Annotated in this window: 18 protein-coding genes; 15 read left to right on the top strand and 3 right to left on the bottom strand. The window is 30.8% G+C overall.

All coding sequences use genetic code 11. The features are described 5' to 3' along the window. Positions 1-140 precede the first annotated feature (140 nt). Together FYJ83_RS17945 and FYJ83_RS17940 are read left to right on the top strand one after the other, a co-directional pair. Positions 141-848, top strand: a complete 708-nt coding sequence (locus tag FYJ83_RS17945) for a GmrSD restriction endonuclease domain-containing protein (protein ID WP_154442871.1) — start codon at positions 141-143, stop codon at positions 846-848. Continuing rightward, positions 841-2,874 (top strand): GmrSD restriction endonuclease domain-containing protein, encoded by a 2,034-nt coding sequence (locus tag FYJ83_RS17940; protein ID WP_154442870.1) that lies wholly within the window; start codon positions 841-843, stop codon positions 2,872-2,874. The genes FYJ83_RS17945 and FYJ83_RS17940 overlap by 8 nt, the downstream gene beginning before the upstream one ends. Positions 2,875-3,002: 128 nt before the next feature. Here FYJ83_RS17940 and FYJ83_RS17935 read toward each other — a convergent pair whose 3' ends face one another. The 3 genes from FYJ83_RS17935 to FYJ83_RS17925 are packed head-to-tail and all read right to left on the bottom strand — an operon-like array spanning position 3,003 to position 4,487. Further along, positions 3,003-3,506 carry a hypothetical protein gene (locus FYJ83_RS17935; RefSeq protein WP_154442869.1) on the bottom strand — a complete coding sequence of 168 codons (504 nt, stop codon included), beginning with the start codon at positions 3,504-3,506 and terminating at the stop codon, positions 3,003-3,005. A gap of 19 nt (positions 3,507-3,525) precedes the next feature. Further along, positions 3,526-4,056 carry an ImmA/IrrE family metallo-endopeptidase gene (locus tag FYJ83_RS17930; RefSeq protein ID WP_154442868.1) on the bottom strand — a complete coding sequence of 177 codons (531 nt, stop codon included), beginning with the start codon at positions 4,054-4,056 and terminating at the stop codon, positions 3,526-3,528. A 5-nt stretch (positions 4,057-4,061) separates the two neighbouring features. Continuing rightward, positions 4,062-4,487 carry a helix-turn-helix domain-containing protein gene (locus FYJ83_RS17925; protein ID WP_154442867.1) on the bottom strand — a complete coding sequence of 142 codons (426 nt, stop codon included), beginning with the start codon at positions 4,485-4,487 and terminating at the stop codon, positions 4,062-4,064. A 132-nt stretch (positions 4,488-4,619) separates the two neighbouring features. On the opposite strand from FYJ83_RS17925, the gene FYJ83_RS17920 reads away from it, so the two are divergent. From FYJ83_RS17920 to FYJ83_RS17855, 13 genes are all read left to right on the top strand, one after another. Continuing rightward, positions 4,620-5,855 carry a DNA polymerase Y family protein gene (locus FYJ83_RS17920; protein WP_154442866.1) on the top strand — a complete coding sequence of 412 codons (1,236 nt, stop codon included), beginning with the start codon at positions 4,620-4,622 and terminating at the stop codon, positions 5,853-5,855. An 11-nt stretch (positions 5,856-5,866) separates the two neighbouring features. Next, positions 5,867-6,184: a hypothetical protein gene (locus FYJ83_RS17915; RefSeq protein ID WP_154442865.1), complete on the top strand. Its 318-nt coding sequence runs from the start codon at positions 5,867-5,869 to the stop codon at positions 6,182-6,184. Positions 6,185-6,300: 116 nt separating this feature from the next. Next, complete coding sequence (locus FYJ83_RS17910; protein ID WP_154442864.1) at positions 6,301-6,861, top strand: hypothetical protein; 561 nt, start codon at positions 6,301-6,303, stop codon at positions 6,859-6,861. A 274-nt stretch (positions 6,862-7,135) separates the two neighbouring features. Further along, the gene (locus FYJ83_RS17905) at positions 7,136-7,573 is read left to right on the top strand and encodes a sigma-70 family RNA polymerase sigma factor (RefSeq protein WP_154442863.1); all 438 of its coding nucleotides are present in this window, start codon (positions 7,136-7,138) and stop codon (positions 7,571-7,573) included. Between the two features lie 439 nt (positions 7,574-8,012). After that, positions 8,013-8,243, top strand: coding sequence for a hypothetical protein (locus tag FYJ83_RS17900; RefSeq protein WP_154442862.1), 231 nt, complete (start codon positions 8,013-8,015; stop codon positions 8,241-8,243). A 100-nt stretch (positions 8,244-8,343) separates the two neighbouring features. Then, the gene (locus tag FYJ83_RS17895; RefSeq protein ID WP_154442861.1) at positions 8,344-10,020 is read left to right on the top strand and encodes a recombinase family protein; all 1,677 of its coding nucleotides are present in this window, start codon (positions 8,344-8,346) and stop codon (positions 10,018-10,020) included. After that, the gene (locus FYJ83_RS17890; protein WP_154442860.1) at positions 10,013-11,680 is read left to right on the top strand and encodes a recombinase family protein; all 1,668 of its coding nucleotides are present in this window, start codon (positions 10,013-10,015) and stop codon (positions 11,678-11,680) included. Before FYJ83_RS17895 ends, FYJ83_RS17890 begins: the two co-directional genes overlap by 8 nt. Further along, positions 11,673-13,157, top strand: coding sequence for a recombinase family protein (locus tag FYJ83_RS17885; RefSeq protein ID WP_154442859.1), 1,485 nt, complete (start codon positions 11,673-11,675; stop codon positions 13,155-13,157). Before FYJ83_RS17890 ends, FYJ83_RS17885 begins: the two co-directional genes overlap by 8 nt. A 145-nt stretch (positions 13,158-13,302) precedes the next feature. Continuing rightward, the gene (locus tag FYJ83_RS17880; RefSeq protein ID WP_154442858.1) at positions 13,303-13,746 is read left to right on the top strand and encodes a hypothetical protein; all 444 of its coding nucleotides are present in this window, start codon (positions 13,303-13,305) and stop codon (positions 13,744-13,746) included. 32 nt (positions 13,747-13,778) lie between these two features. After that, positions 13,779-14,252: a DUF2691 family protein gene (locus tag FYJ83_RS17875; protein ID WP_154442857.1), complete on the top strand. Its 474-nt coding sequence runs from the start codon at positions 13,779-13,781 to the stop codon at positions 14,250-14,252. A 27-nt stretch (positions 14,253-14,279) separates the two neighbouring features. Continuing rightward, the gene (locus FYJ83_RS20110) at positions 14,280-14,834 is read left to right on the top strand and encodes a YggL family protein (protein WP_229768645.1); all 555 of its coding nucleotides are present in this window, start codon (positions 14,280-14,282) and stop codon (positions 14,832-14,834) included. 24 nt (positions 14,835-14,858) lie between these two features. Then, positions 14,859-15,965 (top strand): DUF3885 domain-containing protein, encoded by a 1,107-nt coding sequence (locus FYJ83_RS17860; RefSeq protein WP_154442856.1) that lies wholly within the window; start codon positions 14,859-14,861, stop codon positions 15,963-15,965. A 66-nt stretch (positions 15,966-16,031) separates the two neighbouring features. After that, complete coding sequence (locus tag FYJ83_RS17855) at positions 16,032-18,596, top strand: DEAD/DEAH box helicase (RefSeq protein WP_195838052.1); 2,565 nt, start codon at positions 16,032-16,034, stop codon at positions 18,594-18,596. The last annotated feature ends 109 nt before the right edge of the window (positions 18,597-18,705 follow it).

Below are 18,705 nucleotides of genomic sequence, written 5' to 3'. Positions count from 1 at the left end.
CTGCTCATATTATCACCAATTTATTTATACCAAAAATAAATAGAATATTAACATGAGCAGAAAAATTTAATTTTCAAATCGAAGTATAGTACGCAAATATTTAACGCGTCGTAGACGCTCTTTTTATCTTTCTAGAAAAGATGAATGGAACAGATGACAAGGAAAAAATTGTAGAAAAACTTTGGGAAGATATAGAAAGTCTCTATGCAGAATTTAAAGAGTGGTATGATGACCTAGATAAATATCATATAATTGGATATTTAATAAGTGTAGGTGTAAGTATATCAAAAATATTTAGTCTAACTAGAAATAAAAGAAAGAGTGATGTAAAGAGGCTTTTACTAGAGGAAGCAAAATCTACCTTAGGAAAATATGATTTAGTTAATTTATTTTATGATAATTCCAATGATAGGATTAAGATAAGAAGAATACTTTTACTTTTTAATATTGCAACCTTGGTTATTAAAAGTGAAAAACAATATAGATTTCCATTTGATATATATAAAGGTGAAAGTGGTGAAAGAATTAAATGGGATATCGAGCATATTCATGCTAGTGGAGATGAAACTGATGAAGGAGACGATAATATAGGAAATTTAACTCTTCTTGATAGTAAAACAAATAGAAGTTATAAAGACTCTAGTTTTGATATAAAGAGAAAAATTATTATTGATAGGGAAGCTAAAGGCTTATTTGTACCTCTTTGCACTAAAAATGTATTTTTAAAAGTTTATTCTGATGACCTAAGCAATATGAGTCAGTGGATAGATCAAGATAAGGAAGACTATAAAAAAGCAATTAATATAAACTTAGAGATGTTTCTAAAAGGGGGACAAGCAAATGGATAATACCACACCAAGAACTTTACTTGAATTATTGGAGAAATATGAAGTGGAGATACCAATTATTCAAAGAGACTATGCTCAGGGAAGGAAGACTCAACATGCTAATATGGTGAGAACTAACCTCCTTAAGGATATGAAGCTTGCAGTGACTGGTCAATCTCCGCCTTTAGATTTAAATTTTATATATGGTAAGCTTGTAGGAGAAAAGTTTATTCCTTTAGATGGTCAACAACGCTTAACGACCCTGTATCTTTTGTATTTATATGCTTTTAAGGATGATGAAAGCAAGACAAGTATATTTGATAAGTTTACCTATAAAACTAGGATTAGCTCTAGAAGATTTCTTAGAAGTATAAATGAAAATCGTCAGGATATATTTACAAATGAGAAAATCCCTTCTTTAGAAATAGAAGATTCTATTTGGTTTGTTCCAAGTTGGAGGTTTGACCCAACAATTAAGTCTGCTTTAGCAATGTTAGATGCAATTCATGAAATGTTTAAAGATATTGATGGTTTAGATGAATTATTAGATAGAGATTCTTTAGTTTTTAATTTTTTGGATATAGAAAATTTAGGCATGGAAGATACTCTATACATAAAATTAAATGCAAGAGGTAGACCCTTATCTGATTTTGAAAACTTTAAAGCACAATTAATAGCTAGGCTAAAGAAACTAGAGCTCAGTATAGAAAGAGAATTTGAACACTGTCTAGATGGCAAATGGACAGATTTATTTTGGAATAAGTATGAATTGAAATTTGATGAGCCCTACCTAAATTTCTTCGGTGTCTTATTTATGAATAAGGGTATTCTAAGAAATGATAATAATTGGTCTAATACAATGAATTGGGAAAAGATTGATAAAGATTTATTTGAGATTATATATTATACATTAAATTTTATTGAAGAGAATCTTAATAGTGACGACATAAGAGAAATATTCTTCAATGCTTTAAGTGAAAAAAGAACTTATGAAGACAGAGTTTTATTTCATAGTTTGGTTACTTATATATCTAAATCTAAAGGAGTAGATTTAACTGGCTTAAATCAGTGGATAAGAATTATAAAAAACCTTACTTTGAATACAAGAATAGATGAAATAGACTTGTATCGTAGAGCAATTGAATCAATTAATAATATGTCTGCGAATTATAAAAATATACTTGAGTATTTTTCACAGGGTCCTAAGATATCATTTTTTTCTAGTGAACAAGTTGAGGAAGAGAAGAAAAAAGCTAAAATAATTCTTGAAGATGAAGACTTTGCTGAGCTTATATATTCTGCAGAAGAACATAAATATTTTAGTGGCCAAGTAAGGGCAGCACTTTATTATTCCCAAGAGAAGGAAGATGTTTATTCAAAAGAAACATTTATTTATTATTGGGATAAAATTGCTCTTCTATTTGATGAATCAAAACCAATTCATGGTAATTTTTTAAGGAGGGCCTTACTAACTCTAGGAGATTATACTTTGCCTGTAAGTAGCTATAAAACTCTTTGTGTAGATGACCCAAATGAGGGAGCCAGGACTCCTAGTATGAAAAGTTTGTTTTCGAATTGTGGACAAATAGTAAAGGAACTTTTGGATAATCTTGAAGTGAAAGAGAATATTGAGGGACAACTTAAAAAAATGATAGAAAATGTTGACATTCCACAAACAGACTGGAGATATTGTTTTATTAACTATCCTATATTATTTAATGTAATGAGTGGTTCACATTTAAGATTGCGGAACACTACAAACAGTATGTTAATAATTCCAAACAAATCATCTGTAGGATATAACTATGGAGTTTATTTATTAACTCTAAAATTTATTTTAGATACTAATGGTATAGAATCAGAAATAATAAGGGAATTAGGAGCCTGGTCAGATCAATATATAGAATTGGATGATTTATTTATTAGATTTGATAAAGGGAAATATATAATAAAGGACAATAAAGGAATAGTTGTATATGAAACAGTAAGTAATAAACCTATCTCAGAAATAGAAGATTATATAATTAAAAATAAAGATAATAATTAAGACTTCTTGGTTAAGCAGTTTAATAAGAGAGAGGGTATTTAAAATTTGTACCCTCTCTCTTATTAGTGGTCTTTGTGGTTAATAATCAACAAATGGGAATTATTAAGTAATTATTTCATAATTCTATTTTAAAATTCCTCAAGTTTACTCATCCTATATCTCCATACTGGGAGAGCAATGATTCCAAAAATCATATATTTTAGAAAAAGGTTAAACATATGATTCTGTGATAAAACAATATCTCCATTAAAGGTGAATCTATGAATGAATAACTGAATTACAGGAGTTAGTAGTCCGATTGCAAAAGGAACTGCCATGCACACTCCTATAAATGTAATAAATAAATTAAGTATATTGCTTACTCTAGGGAAAGCATCATTGATAAATAGAATCAAAAGTCCATAGAGAATTACTGCAAGGATTCCAGCACCTGCATCAAGTAAATATTGTAGTTTTCCTTCTACAAGTTTTACAGCCACATTAGGATGGAAAAAATAGATTGTATAAAATAAGATAACAAAGAAGTCAATTCCAAATGCCATTGTTTTGAAGGAAAGCAAGGTAATATTCTTATAAAGTTTTATAAAAAGAACTAATATTATTAAACATATCCCTATAAATAATCCTATCAATATACTGACCTCCTATAGCTTATTTTGTACCATCAATGTCTTTAAAGAATTTCCTGTTTAGACATTGGTCTAGATTAAAATCATATCCTAATTTATTCATTCCATAAAACTTGAAGAGTAAAAGATTAATATTAACTTTCATAACCTGGGCGATTTGCTCTAGGTCATAGCCCATTTTCCCATAATCAATAATTTCCTCTTCATCTAGGAGTAAGTGGGAAGCAAAAAGATTAGCTTCATACTCTAGGCTTGATTTAACGTCAAAGAGGGTGAACTCTGACAGTCCTTCCTTGGCTTCCGCTCGATGGTAAAGATCATGGCCTAGCTCATGGGCAAACATCATTCTTTTAAAATTATCATCAATAGAGGGATTGTAGAAAACAAAACGATTCCTCTTAATAACCACATACATACCTAAAGCATGGGTCTGGCCAGTAAATGGTAGTAGATTGACATTTCTGTTTCTTAAAATCAATTCAGGGTCTCTGGTTTCATGCTTCATAATTAACTTCATGGCATCTTCATAGATTAATCCATACCTGTTTTTCATAATATCTATTCCTTATTTTCATCATCAACTACTCTAAATTTTTTAGGTATAAATTTCTTGTTTTCTTTCTTAGAAATGATAAAAGCTTCTTGGAGAGTTTCCAAGATTACCCTTTTATCAGCATCAGTTATATCCCCACCAGCCATTAAACCCACCATACCGTTTACTAAATCAGAAGCATAGTTAGCATCATAAGAACCAAACTTTTCCTTGATAGAAAGGACAAAGGCATCTTCATCACTTAAAAGTTCAAGTTTATCAATTTTTAAAGCTTTTGCCAGATCATCATAAATTCTAGGATACCTAGGATTTGATTCTCCAGACTCATATCTGGAGATGGTCTTAGATGACATACCAACCATCTTTGCTAGATCATCTTGTGTCAGGCCTTGTTCCTCTCTAAGAATCTTTAATTTTTGGCCAAATTTCATTATCTTCACCTTTTCTTTCTATAAAAATTATTTTCCAATTGACAATGGACATTGACTGTCCTATAATAGACATTACAAGCTTGAATATAATTCTATTGTACAATAGCAGACAGTCACTGTCAAGGGAGTTTAATGGAAAGAGTTATTTTACATGCAGATATGAATAATTGCTATGCTTCCATTGAGACCAAGCTTAATCCAAAACTAAAAGGTATTCCTCTAGCTGTATGTGGCAGAAGGGAGGACAGGCATGGGATAGTATTAGCTAAATCTCAAGAAGCTAAAGTATTAGGAGTAAAGACTGGAGAGGCTATTTGGCAAGCTCAACTAAAGTGTCCTAATCTTTTAATAGTTCCTCCTAATTATGATGAGTACCTAAAGCACTCCAGATGGGCCAGGGATATTTACTATGACTATTCCAACCAGGTAGAGCCTTATGGAATTGATGAGTGTTGGTTGGATTTATCAGGTTCTCTCCATTTATTTGGAAAAGGGAAAGACATAGCTGAAGAGATAAGAAGTCGGATAAAAAAAGAACTAGGAATCACAGTAAGTATAGGGGTAAGCTTTAATAAGATTTTTGCAAAATTAGGTTCTGATATGAAAAAACCAGATGCAGTTACAGAAATAGCTAGGGAAGATTTTAAGGAGAAGATTTGGAATTTACCAGTAGAAGAACTTTTAGGAGTGGGTAAGGCTTCTAAGAAAAAGTTAAATAGGCTAATGATTTTCACTATAGGAGACTTGGCTAGGGGAGATCCAGATTTAATTAGGATGAAGCTAGGTATTAATGGAGTTCATTTATGGAACTATGCCAATGGTAGAGATTATAGTTCAGTAGCTGATAGGGACTACAGGGATCCAGTTAAGTCGGTAGGAAGAGGAATAACTACTACAGAAGATTTAGAAAACAACTTAGAAGTTTATAGGGTATTTAGAGAATTATCCTTTGGAGTATCCAAGGCCTTAAGAAGCTATGGATACTTAGCTGGAGGAATTCAAATATCCGTTAAAAATAATAATCTATTATCTAAGCAATATCAAAGACAGATATCCTATCCTAGCCTATCTTCTACTATCTTAGCAGAAGAAGCTTATGACCTTTTCTTAGAAAAATATTCTTGGGAAAGTCCTATCAGAGCTTTAACTATTAGAGCAATAAATCTAATAGGAGAGAAAAATGGAAGCCAATTAAGCTTCTATGAGGACTATTCTAAGCTAATAAAGAGAGAGAAGGTAGATGATGCCTTTTTTAAAGTCAGAGAGAGATTTGGTGACTATTCTATTTCTTATGCTGGTCTTATGGGAGATATTAAGATACCTAAGGAGAGAAATGAAATAGTAACTCTACCTGGTGGAACTAGATAGGGGGAGACAAGATGGATGAGGATAAGTTTGGAGATAAGAAAATCAAGTATGGTCCAGGAAATTGTGAGGACATTATAGGAATAAAAGGATACAGGGCAAAAGGACAGATTATCTCCTACCTAGCTGATGATAGTAGGGGGATTTTACCACATGGTATAGTCAATGGAAGTATAATTTTTGTAGATACCAAGGCTAGTTATAAAGAGGGAGATTTAATTATAATTAAGGATTTGAGAAACAAGAAGGATGGAGTAAGGATAGCAAAAGCAATTAGTAAAAAAGAAAAGGACTTTATGGGAAGAATATTCCTAGTTACAACAACATATTAAGGAGTTGATAAAAATGCAAGTTAATGCAAAATCCTGGGATATTACGGAATGGGTATTCTGGGACTTTGGTCTAGGACACAGAAGAAACTTTATTTTCGCTAGGAGGAGGGTATATCATGAGTTTTAATGGGATGATAAAGGAATATAAATTAGAAAATATAGATAAAAAGAAGTTAAGGAATGATATTAAACTTCTCCTGAGTTTGTATCGAAAAGTAGATTTCCATATCCAGGACCATATAGAAAATCTAGATAATATATTTTACGAAACAAAAAGAAAACATTTGGATGATATTGTCCTATCTATATTAGAAATAGATAAGGATATTAACATAGAGAAGGTTGAAAGCCAACTCTTAAATACACAACAAAGCATATTTTTACTTAAGCTTATGGATGATGCTTTATCTAGATTAAGTGCTTATCCAAACAAGGGTGAAATTTATGCAGATATTATTACTTATAAATATTTTGAGAAGAAAATAAGAAGTAATGAGGAAATTTCTGAATTGCTTTTAATTTCAAGATCCACCTATTATAGATATATGAATAAAGCTATACTTAAATTTGGAGTAATGCTTTTTGGATATAGTGTTTTCGATAGAAATTATGAAGACCTATCAAATTGCAAGCTAAAAGTAGCAGAAGATAAGATAGATTATAAAATTGAATTATAAAATGAGACTTTTATGGGACTAAAATGGAATAAAACTGGAACCATTTTGGTACTGTAATGAGACCTTAAGCCTGTTACACTCAATATAATAGGCAACCTCTGTTTGGAAAAATGGAGGTTTTTTTATGCCTAAATATAAGGTTAGAAGAAGACAAGTGACTCTTACACTTGTCTTTTTTTTGCCCTAAATTGAGGTGAAACGGGTGAAATACATTAGAGAACCTCCTCTTTGTGAATTTTAAATTAAAAATTTTAAATTCACAGGAGGAAAGAAAATGAAAGAAAATAAAAAGAACTATTATATATTCCTTGAAGATAGCAAGGCGGATGTATCAGAAAAAGTATATAAAGGATATTGGCAAGAAACCAATAGAGAGAATTATCTTAATAGGCTAGACAAGGAGAATAAATTAGGTTATTTCTCTGAGTTTATATCAGATGGAGCAGATAGGAGCATGGAAGAGAGGCTAATAGATAAAGCCGTTGACCTAGAGAAATTAGTAGCGGTGAAAATGCAAATAGAAGCACTTAATAAAGCCTTGGATAAATTAAGCCCAGAAGAAAGGGAAATTATCCAGGCTCTTTTTTTCGATGAAGTTCCCCAAAGAGATTTAGCAAAAAAACTAAATATTAGCCAAGGAGCAGTATTTAGAAGAAAAGAAAAAACCTTAAAGAAACTAAAAATCTTTTTAGAAGATTGGGATGAAAAATAAAAAAGTTTTTAAAAAAGCGAATCAAGAGGGTGATTTTTTCACTGTTATATATAAGGGGCAAATACAGCCCCTTATATAAGAATAAAAAAATTATATATTTTGAACTTTGATAATTTAATAGACCAGGACAGGACATTATCCGTTTAAGGAGCCAGTATGAAACTACGTCATGACCATTCTGCTGAAGGTAACTTTGGTTTAAATGAATACCTGCATAACGCTAAATGTAAGGGATATAAGGATGAGAGCGATAAATAGTTTGCTACAGAAAAGAACTGGAAATCTTTTTGCAAAGATCTAGACGGTGATAATGATACTTCTATACGTTGTTGCTTCCTACCGAGAAAAGGGGAGAGGTGAAATTCCTATGTAGCTGTCAAAGCACCTGTCAATGTCATAAAACTTAAAATAAAAATATTAAGAAAGAAGAGGTAATGAAATGGAAAATATTAATAAGAAAAACCAAAACTCTTCTTCTGTTAATTATGGATATAAAGATGAACAATCAATGGGAGCATATTTGGATCAAAAATTACAAGAGATTCCAGAAGATAAAAAGAATGTTTTTATTGAAGTAGGAAATGTTATTGTTAATTGTTGTATAGGAAATACAAAGGTTAGTATAGATGATTTTGTATCAGATTTATGTAAGTTAGAATTAAGGATCTAAGGGCTGACAGATATATATAAGTGCGGTAAGATAAAAATATAAAGTTTCTGAAATCCTTAATAAATTGCACCCAAAATAATTTATTAAGGAGAGTGTAGAAATGAAACAGATTGAGGCTTATATGTATCTTCGCTTATCAAGAGATGATGGAGATGAGGGAGAAAGTAATTCTATTGGTAATCAAAGGGAACTTATAAAAAGCTATGCTGATAAGGCAGGTTTTCAAATCATCAAGGAATATATTGATGATGGATTTACAGGTTCAAACTTTGATAGACCAGACTTTAAAAGGATGATTAGTGATCTTGAAAAGAAAGCTTGCAAAACGATTATTGTAAAAGACCTTTCTAGATTTGGAAGAGATTATATTGAATCGGGAAAATTTCTTCAGAAGATTTTTCCACAAATGGGAGTTAGATTTATATCAGTTAATGATAACTATGATAGTGAAAATGCTGATGTAAATGATACTCATCTTATTCTTCCTATAAAAAACTTTATCAATGATAGTTATTGCAGGGATATATCCATGAAAGTTAAAAGCTCTCAAAAGACTAAAAGACAGAGGGGAGAATTTATAGGAGCATTTGCTCCATATGGATATAAGAAGAGTAATAAAAAGAAAAATCATCTTATAGTAGACAGGAATGTATCTCATGTTATTAGAAAGATTTTTGAGATGAAAGTAGAAGGATATTCTTCAAAGGCTATAGCAGATGAACTTAATAGACTAGGTATTCAAACTCCACAGTCTTATAAGGAAGACAATGGATCAAATTATTCTACAGGCTTTTCTAGTAATCAAAGTAAGTGGCAGGCCAAGATGATAAATAGAATTATTGAGAATAGAGTCTACCTTGGAGACTTAGAACAAGGGAAGAGAACCAAGCTTAATTATAAGTCTAATAAGGAAATAAAAGTTACTAAAGAAGAATGGGTTAGAGTTGAAGGAACTCATGAAGCTATAGTTACAGAAACAATGTTTAATGTAGCTAATAAGATGATGGGAAGAGATATTCTTAATAGGAAAACTAAACCTGACTTTTTAGCAGGGCTTCTTTATTGTGCAGATTGCGGAAATCAGCTAGTAAGAAGAAATCAAAAGACAAAAAATGGACAAACAATTTATTATATATGTGGCTTATACAATCGTGGTAAAGGTTGTTCAAGACATAGCATAAAGGAAGAGGATATTTTATCTTCTTTGAATTATATTATAAAACAACATATAAAATATCAAGAAGAACTATTTTTAAGAATTAGGCAAGCTGATTTTAGTAAATCAGAACATGACCTTGATTTAGATGACCTACTTGCTGAAAAAAAGAAGTATGAAACTCTTAGACGTTCTCTTTATATGGACTTAGAAGATGAGCTTATAGATGAAGAGGAATTTCAATCCTTTAGGAAGAGCTACCAGTTAAAAATAAAAGAGGTTGAACAACAAATTTTAAATAGAAAGAAAGCCTATAATGATTTAGAAGAGATACTTAATTCCAAAGAAAACTGGCTTACGGGTTTGGAAAAGTATAAAAACATTGAAAGTATTGATAGGCAGACACTAGCATTTTTTGTTGACCGTATATTGGTAGGGGAAAAGGATGAAGAAGGAAGACCAAGAATAACAGTATTCTTTAATGATATGGAAAAGTTAGATATATTAAAGAGAATATTAAAGGGAGCTAAGAAAACCAAGACTTCTAATCTTGTATCCTTCAATAGTATTGCTATAAAAGGACTATCCACTGAAAGAGAGGGGGTAGCTCTATATGGCTAGAATATCAAGAAGAAACTTAATAAAAACAGAAGAAAAAGTAACTATTAATTCATCTAGAGTTGGAATCTATACAAGACTTTCACAGGAAAGAACAGAAGAGTGGAGAAATAAATCATACTCTATAGAGTCACAGGTAGAGATTTGCCAAGAGTATATAAATAAAGAAAATATGACTCTAGTTAAAGTTTATACAGATTACGAATATTCTGGAACTAACTTTGATAGGCCAGGTTATATTGAAATGATGAATGATGTTAGAAGTGGTTTTATAAACTGCATTATAATCAGAGATTTATCAAGACTTGGCAGAGAACATCTTGAAATGGGAAGACTTGTAGATAAGGTATTTCCTTTCTTAGGAGTAAGATTTATATCAGTAATAGATAAGATTGATACAGAAAAGGGAATTGATGCAAAACTATCCTTTGAAATCTTGATAAAAAACCTTATTAATGATATGTATGCCAAGGATATATCACATAAGATTAAAACCAGTAGACAGGTACATGCTAGACAGGGCTTCTTTATAGGTTCAAATCCACCTTTTGGTTATAAAGTAGTAAAAAAGGATGGAGGAAGAAAGTTAGAACCTGATGAAGTAAGCATGAAAATAGTACAAAGAATATTTAATATGTATGTAGATGGGATTAATACACTTAAAATAGCTAAAGAACTTAATGAGAAAAACATTACAACATCAAGTGCCTATAATAAAACAGGAAACATTATGCGTGAACCTGGACAACCACAGTGGAGAAAGGGCACTATAGCTAATATGCTAAGACAGAGAGTCTATACAGGCTGCCTTGTTCAAGGTACTAAAGAAAATGTTCAAGGGAAAAAGAGTGGTCATTATAGACAAAAGCCTAAGGATAAATGGATTGTTGTAGAAAATGCCCATGAAGCTATTATTTCAGAAGAACTGTTTTATATAGCCCAGGAGATACTTGATAGTAACAAAGATAAATCTGAATTTAAAATAACAAGACATGATATGAAAAGAGATCCAATTAATAAATACAAAGGTGTAATTTTTGATGCAAATACGAACCTACTTTTATCTAGAAAGGGAGAAAAAAGTAATAAGAAGAATGCTAAGTTTTATTATTATAAGTTCACAAATGAAGAGAATAATGGTATTTTACTTGAAACTCCTTATATTTCTATAATGGAAAGCGATTTAGATAATCTAGTAATAAAAAAATTGAGGAATGTACTCAGCATTGATGTAAGTGGAAAAGATTGCAAGGATAGAATTATTGATATTTGCAAAATGAAAATTGAGGTGGTAGAAAGGAATCGTAAGTCTATTTCTCTTAAAATTTCAAAACTTAATTCAGACTTAAAAAGACTATATGAAGATTATAGCTTGGGAAAGATTGAGAAAGAAGACTATCTTGAAAAAAGAATATTAAATAGAAAAGACCTAACCATCTATGAAAAAAACTTAAGTGATCTTGACCTTGAAGTCCTTTCAATAGAAACTCAAGCTGAGGAGGAGATAGACTTATTTGATAGCCTATTTTCTAATAAAGATATTAAGTTAGATGAAAATATTGTTCAGAAATATATTGAACGTATTGATGTATATGATAATGAAACTATAGAAATTAGTTTAAAAGGCTTTTTAGGTGGAAGGGAGATGAGGTCAAGTGAATAATATTGCTATTTATCTTAGAAAATCCGTACTTGAAAAAGGAAATCTAGGGCATACAGAAGATACAATAAATTCTCAAAGGAATATTATTAAGAGCTTCATCTTTAATGACCAAGAACTTAAGAAGGCAAATATAGAAGAATTTATTGATGAGGGTTATAGTGGTAGTACTACTTCAAGACCTGGGCTAGATAAACTTCTTTTGAAGATAAAGCAAGGGAAGGTAAACTGTATTATAGTAAAGGATATGTCACGATTTATGAGAAACTATATAGAAATGGGTGATTATCTTGAAAACATCTTTCCATTTATGGGAATCAGATTTATAGCAATCAATGATGGCTATGATAGTAGTAATGAAATTCAAAATGGAACTGAATTAGACATTCAATTTAAAAACCTTCTTAATGACTATTACAGTAGGGATATTTCAGAGAAAATGACAACAGCCCTACTAGTAGCAAAGAAACAAGGTAAATATACCTCTGGAACACCACCATACGGTTATTTAAAAGATACCGAGGATAACTACAAGCTTGTGATTGATGAAAGAGTAGCTGATAATGTTAGATATATATTTCAACTTCTACTTGAAGGACATACCCTAAATGAAACTGCAAAGATTCTTAATAGTGAAGGTGTGATTACTGCAAGGGCAAGAAGGAAAGAGATTAAAGGCTATGATGCCTATGCAAACAGGTGGGAATCTAATGTAGAAGATACAATATGGTCTCACAGTATGGTTAGAAGAATAGCAAATAATGAAGTATATACTGGGACTTTTGTTTTTAATAAATCAACCAAAAGCAAGCTTGATGGAGGTAAGGTTACTTATCATCCAAAAGAAGAATGGATAAGGGTTTATGATAATCACGAAGCTCTTATAAGCAAAGAAACCTTTGATGAAGTTGAAGGACTATTAAAATCGAGGCATAGAAAGAGTTTTGGTGTGAAGAAGAAAAAGTACCAAAACAGTCCTCTTGCAACTTTTGTTAGATGTAATAAATGTGGCTATAAAATTAGATTTGGCACTAGTTCTAATGGTAAAGAATTAGTAAGTATAAATCTTTATTGCTATCACTGTAGAATGCTTGAGCAGGAAGAAAAATTTCCTCACTATAAGGAGTTAGAAAAGGAAGTATTTGAAATTCTTAAGGATAAGTTTCATACGGATAAAACAGAAAAGAAGAAGCTTCTTGATGAGCAAAAAGAACTTTATGACAAGAATGACCAACTATTAAAAAAGAAAAGGGTTGAGTTTGAGAATTACAAGTTTGGTAAAATTTCAAGAGAAGATTTTATGGAAATAAAAAATCAAATACAAGAGTCTGAGGAAGAAAATAAGGAACGTATTCAAACAATAGATGAGGAACTTAAACAAGCAGGAAGCATAGATAGTCTTACTAAAGAGACTGTTGAGAAATATATTGATAGAATTTATATTTCAGGAAAGGGTATAGAAAGAATAGAATATCAATAGTACAATAGAAGGAGATCCACTAGTAGGATCTCCTTTTCAATTAGGTTTTATGAGAAAATAGTATTATTCATTTACATAATAAGAGGTAGTAGCAATATCACTAAGGTAAGAAAAAGATATAAAATAGATGAAGGGAGTATATATAATGCTAGAAAATAATTTTAAGAAAAACTTTAAGAAATGGATTCCTCACAAGGATGTTGATGAAGTTTATGATATGGAAGACGCAGGATTTCAAAGAGATGAAGGGTTTGTTGTATTATTAGTTCCAGATCATTTTGAAAAAGATAAACGCTCAGAACATATGGTTAAATTAGTTTGGAATGATGTACTTTCTTACATGGTAACTGATGAAAGCTATAGGCCAGAACTATGGGTTTCTGAAAGTGATATTGATGAAATATGGACTTTTTATATAAGTGAGTCTTCAGATTATTTAAATAAGTTTAGAGAGGAAAATTATATTGTACCCGAAAAAACCTATCATTTTTTTATATGTGGGACAAATCTAATGATTGATATTATATCCCCTGAATACCCAAAAGTTACTTTCATCAAACAAACAAAATATAGAAAAATGGAGTTGTAAAAACAAAGAATAAAATTAATGGAGTGATTTGAATGTATGGAGCAATCTTGAGAAAGGGAGAAGAATATTATACTTATTTATATAAAATCTTTACTGGAATAAACATGGTGCAAAAAGACTACAATTGGTTGATTACAGATATTATTGCCTATCCTAAGACAAAAGAATATCAGGATTTATTTTCTAAAGAATATTGTTGGTTAAGTGGAGAGGAACTCACTAATATTATAGAAAAGGAAGATTTTCAGTGGATCTGGGGTGTTTTATCTGGCTTTGAAAAAAGTATTGATATTAAAGAAATTCTAAATCATAGTTTACCCTATACTGATCATTATGAAGGATTTTGGAAGAATCCACTTTCCTTACAACATCCTTTAGCATCTATAGAAATTGTAGCCTGGGATAGTAGTTTAAGCCTAATAATTTCTAAGAGTAAGCAAATAATTGATAATTTTAGATTGACTTTTCCTTTAAGCGAAGACTTGGAAATTTACAATGAAAGTTAATAATATTTAAATTTTAGGGGGATAAGGATGAAAAGAGAAAAAGAATTTGAGATAAATGGATGTATTTCAGTACCAGAAGATTTAAGCTATGATGACTTTTGGTATAAATTCATTGATTTTATAGAGGCTAATAATTGGTATTTTGGTGGTGGAATAACTGAAATTATTGATGGTTTTTATATAAATGAAGATGGAACAAATGCAGACCATGTATTAGACCAGGATATAAAAGAACTAATTTACCAAGGGAATAATAAAAAAGCAATAGAAATATATATGGGTATAACAGGGGCAGATAATAATGAGGCTCAAGCATATATATCAGAATTATCCAAAAGGTTATGGGGTAATAGCTTTAGAAAACTGACCAGATTTTTAAAAAAATTAGAAGACAAGAAAATATTTTACAAGCTAGATACAGTTAGAGATGATTATATTATGGTAGAAGTTGCAGTTCCAGGTCAAAGATGGGAAGTAGAATTTTCTCCAGATGGAGATGTGGTAGTTGAACGGTTTAAAAGTTTTGAAGATGTGGGAGACGAAAAACTCCTAGACCATCTATTTGAAAACTTTTCGGATTAAGCTAGGACAAGAGGAGAGAAAATTATGGCAGATATAGATAAAAGTTTAAAAGATATTTTAGAAGAAATATTAAAAGGATATGATTTTGAAAATGGTCCTCTCTTTAAATTAAGACCAAAGTTGAGACTTCATAGTGCTTTAGCTTATAAGTCTTCATTAGGAGAAGAAAAATTATATATAGAAGAAACTGTCGAAAAGGCTAGCGATATTTTTAGGCATCTTGATTTTGAGGGAGATTTGCTCCTAGTCTATGATAATATATTTAATCCAAATCCAGAGAAAGAAGTAAAATTTATAGAATCAATCTTAGTAAATCTTAAAAGAAAAGAGGAATATACTTATGAATGGTTTTATGAAGATGGTCGAGAACTTCTTAAGCCTATAAGGAGAATTTATCAAGTAGAAGGTTTTATAATGGAGGAACTATTCCGCCAGATAAGTCTAACAGACTTTGCTGGTGACTATGACCTAGCTTCATCAATTTATATTATAGACTTAAAAAGTAAAAGAATATTCTACTTCTATGATGATAGAGGACTTTATATAATGGCAAGAGAAGAAAAAAACCTAAGTGACTTATGGAGTCTCTTACCAGATTACTTTTTTGAAGACTGCCATGATTTTGAAATTCAGATAAAGGAACTCTATTGGATAGATAGCAGTGATGATAATAAAGAAGATCTTTGTTTGCATGGAGATTTGGAAATCAGGTTAAATGATGAAATAATCAAATATTCTCCTACAGTAAGTGCTGCAGGACTAAGGCTCTTAAGGTCTCTATTTGATGACCACCAAGAGGGCAAAGGAAACCATTTGTTCCCTTGCTGTGGGAATACCATGCTAGCCAATAAAGAAGGAAATAAGGTGGAAATAATAGGATGTGACCAAGGGCTGGATTGGTCTATAAAACATAAGAATGGTTTAGTAACTATAGAAGCCGATGAGAATTTAAAAACTACTTATTATTACTTACAATATAAAAAGGAAGTTTTAAATTTTATAAAGCAAATTGAAGATTTTTATAAGAAAGCAGGAGAAAGAATTCTACCAGAGGATGAAATAGATAGGGAAGGCTATCTTGCTTTTTGGAAAGAATGGAAGGATTTAAAAGAGAAATCTGCTTGGATATAATACACAAAAAACCCAGAAGAATCTTTTAAAAATAGAATAAAAGGATAAATATTTTGTATCATACCCTTGACACGAGAGGGATCTGGTAAAACAGCTGTATTAATGATGACCCCATATGTTTTAGAAACTAACAAAGCCTTAATAATAACTCCAAGTAGGTTAGTGCGTAGTCAGATTTATGAAGAGTATTCAAATTTAAAGACATTAACAAAAGTTAATGTTCTCTCTGACAATATTAAAAAACCTAAGGTATATGAGATGAAAGGACTTTATAAAGAAGAGCAAGATAATTTGATAGAAAATGCAGATGTTATAGTAGCTACAGATAGAGGTGGTTTAAGTTTATCTAGGGTGGAGGCAATTAAAAGGAAATTTGATTTGGTTTTGATAGACGAAGCACATCATGTTCCTGCGAAAACTTGGACTGAGATATTAGGAAATATTAATAAAGCAAAACATGTTTTATTTACTGCAACTCCCTTTCGTATGGACAAGAAAATGATTAAAGGAGTTACTGTTTATAACTACCCCCTATCTCAAGCATATAAGGATGGTATTTTCGGAGAAATTCAATACATCCCAATACCTAGTGCACAAAATAAGGACTATTTAATTGCAAGGAAAGCTGAATCAATATTATTATTAGATAGAGAAAAAGGATATGAACATTTTTTAATGGTAAGAGCTAATAGCAAAAATAGAGCCAAAGAGTTGGAAGACTTATATAAATCTGAAACGAAACTAAATTTAAAAAGAATTGATAGTTCTATGGACTCAAAGAAAGTGTATCAAATTATAGATGAGCTACGCAGTAAAGAACTAGATGGGATAATATGTGTTAATATGCTTGGAGAGGGGTTTGATTTTCCAAATCTAAAAATTGCAGCTATACATGATCCACATAAATCTTTAGCAAATACCCTACAATTTATAGGAAGATTCGCGCGTACAAATGCCGAAAACATCGATGTAGCGAAATTTATAGCAATGAATGATGAAGAATTAGTAATTGAGAATAAAGAGTTATATAAAAGTGATATGATTTGGCAAGAAATTATAATTGACTTAAGCGAAAACAAGATAAATAAAGAAGAAATGGATAAGGTATATATAGACGAATATTCAATTGATAATAAAGACCAAATTGACTCTGACTCGAATTTATCATTACATACTATTAGACTCAATTGTCATGCAAAGCTATATAAGGTAGTTGGGTTTGATATTCATGGGAAATTTCCTGAGTTCTGTAATATCTCATACGGGCCATTTTTAAACCACGATGACAATACGGTGGTTGCTATAGGTAAGGGGTATGAAAATCCGAAATGGTATACTGGTGATAATGTGAAAGATGAAGAAAACCTCTTATATATAGTACATTACCAGGAACAGACTAAAATCTTATATATATACTCGCAAGTAAAAAGTGAATTCATTTATGAGCAAATAGTAGAATCCTTTTCTAAGTCTTATGAGAAAATACCGAAGCATGAAATGCATAGGGTATTAGGCAATTTAAGAGAGTTTGAAATATTTAATTCTGGTATGCAAAATAGGTTTAATGAATCGGGAGAATCTTATAGAATATCTGCTGGATCGGATGTTAGTCAAGCCATTGATCCAAGTACAGGTAGACTATACTCTGCAGGGCATGTGTTTTGTAAGGCAATATCAGAAGAACAACAAATCACAATTGGTTATAGTAGTGGTTCAAAGATCTGGAGTAGTGCATATACAAATCTAAAGGATTTTATATCATGGTGCGATTATAATGGAGCGAAGATCTTTAATTCTGAAATGGTGGTTAAAACTAATACTAACTTTGATTATTTACCTATTCCCAAGCGACTTGATAAGTATCCAAAGAATATTTATTTTGCAGATCTCTCAGGAGAGTCATATAACAACCCTTCATTAGTATATTATAAAAATAACGAAAATGAGATCGGTATCGTGACTGATCTGGATATAAGTATAATAAAAATAGAAAGTGAATTAATAACAATACAAGCTTCCATCAGAGAATATGAACAAACCATAACTTGTGATTTGAATGGGAATTATCAATCATTTGAAGATGAAATATTGGTTTTTGAAGGGAGACAAAATATTGGACTTGCTACTTATTTTTCAAGTTATCCCCTAACATTTCGTACAACTGATGATGCAATGATTCAAGGTATTGAGATTAGTGTAGGGGATCCAGAAGCTATTGTATTTAGCAATCAGAATATTAAATCTATTCCTTGGAAAGAAAAATATGGAACAAATGTTAGTTTGGAATTTAGAACAAAAAGAACCTGTAAAAAAGGTAAATCAATTCAGGATACCCTTTATGAACTGTTAATGGAGAATCAAGAAATAGACTATATTATATATGATCATGGTACTGGGGAAATGGCTGATTTTATAACAATTCACAATAAGGAATTGGAATATGAGATTACCTTATATCATGTTAAGGCAATGAGTGCAAAAAATTATAACTCTAGTGTAGGGGATGTTTATGAAGTTGTAGGACAGGCTATAAAATCAACAATATGGCTTAAATCTAAGTCAATATTACTTCAAAAAATTAAAAGTCGAAGGAAATCTGGGCATTGTGAATTTAAGAAAGACCAACTATAAGAAGTCAAGTAGTAAAATAAAATAAATATTTAAAATTTAGTTTTAAAATTAAACACAACAAATTAAACCAGTAAGTAACAGGTTTTAAAAGAAGCATATTTGAAAACAT

Source organism: Tissierella pigra (assembly GCF_009695605.1).
In the GTDB taxonomy this organism is placed as follows: domain Bacteria; phylum Bacillota; class Clostridia; order Tissierellales; family Tissierellaceae; genus Tissierella; species Tissierella pigra.
This window is presented reverse-complemented; position numbering and strand designations above follow the sequence as displayed.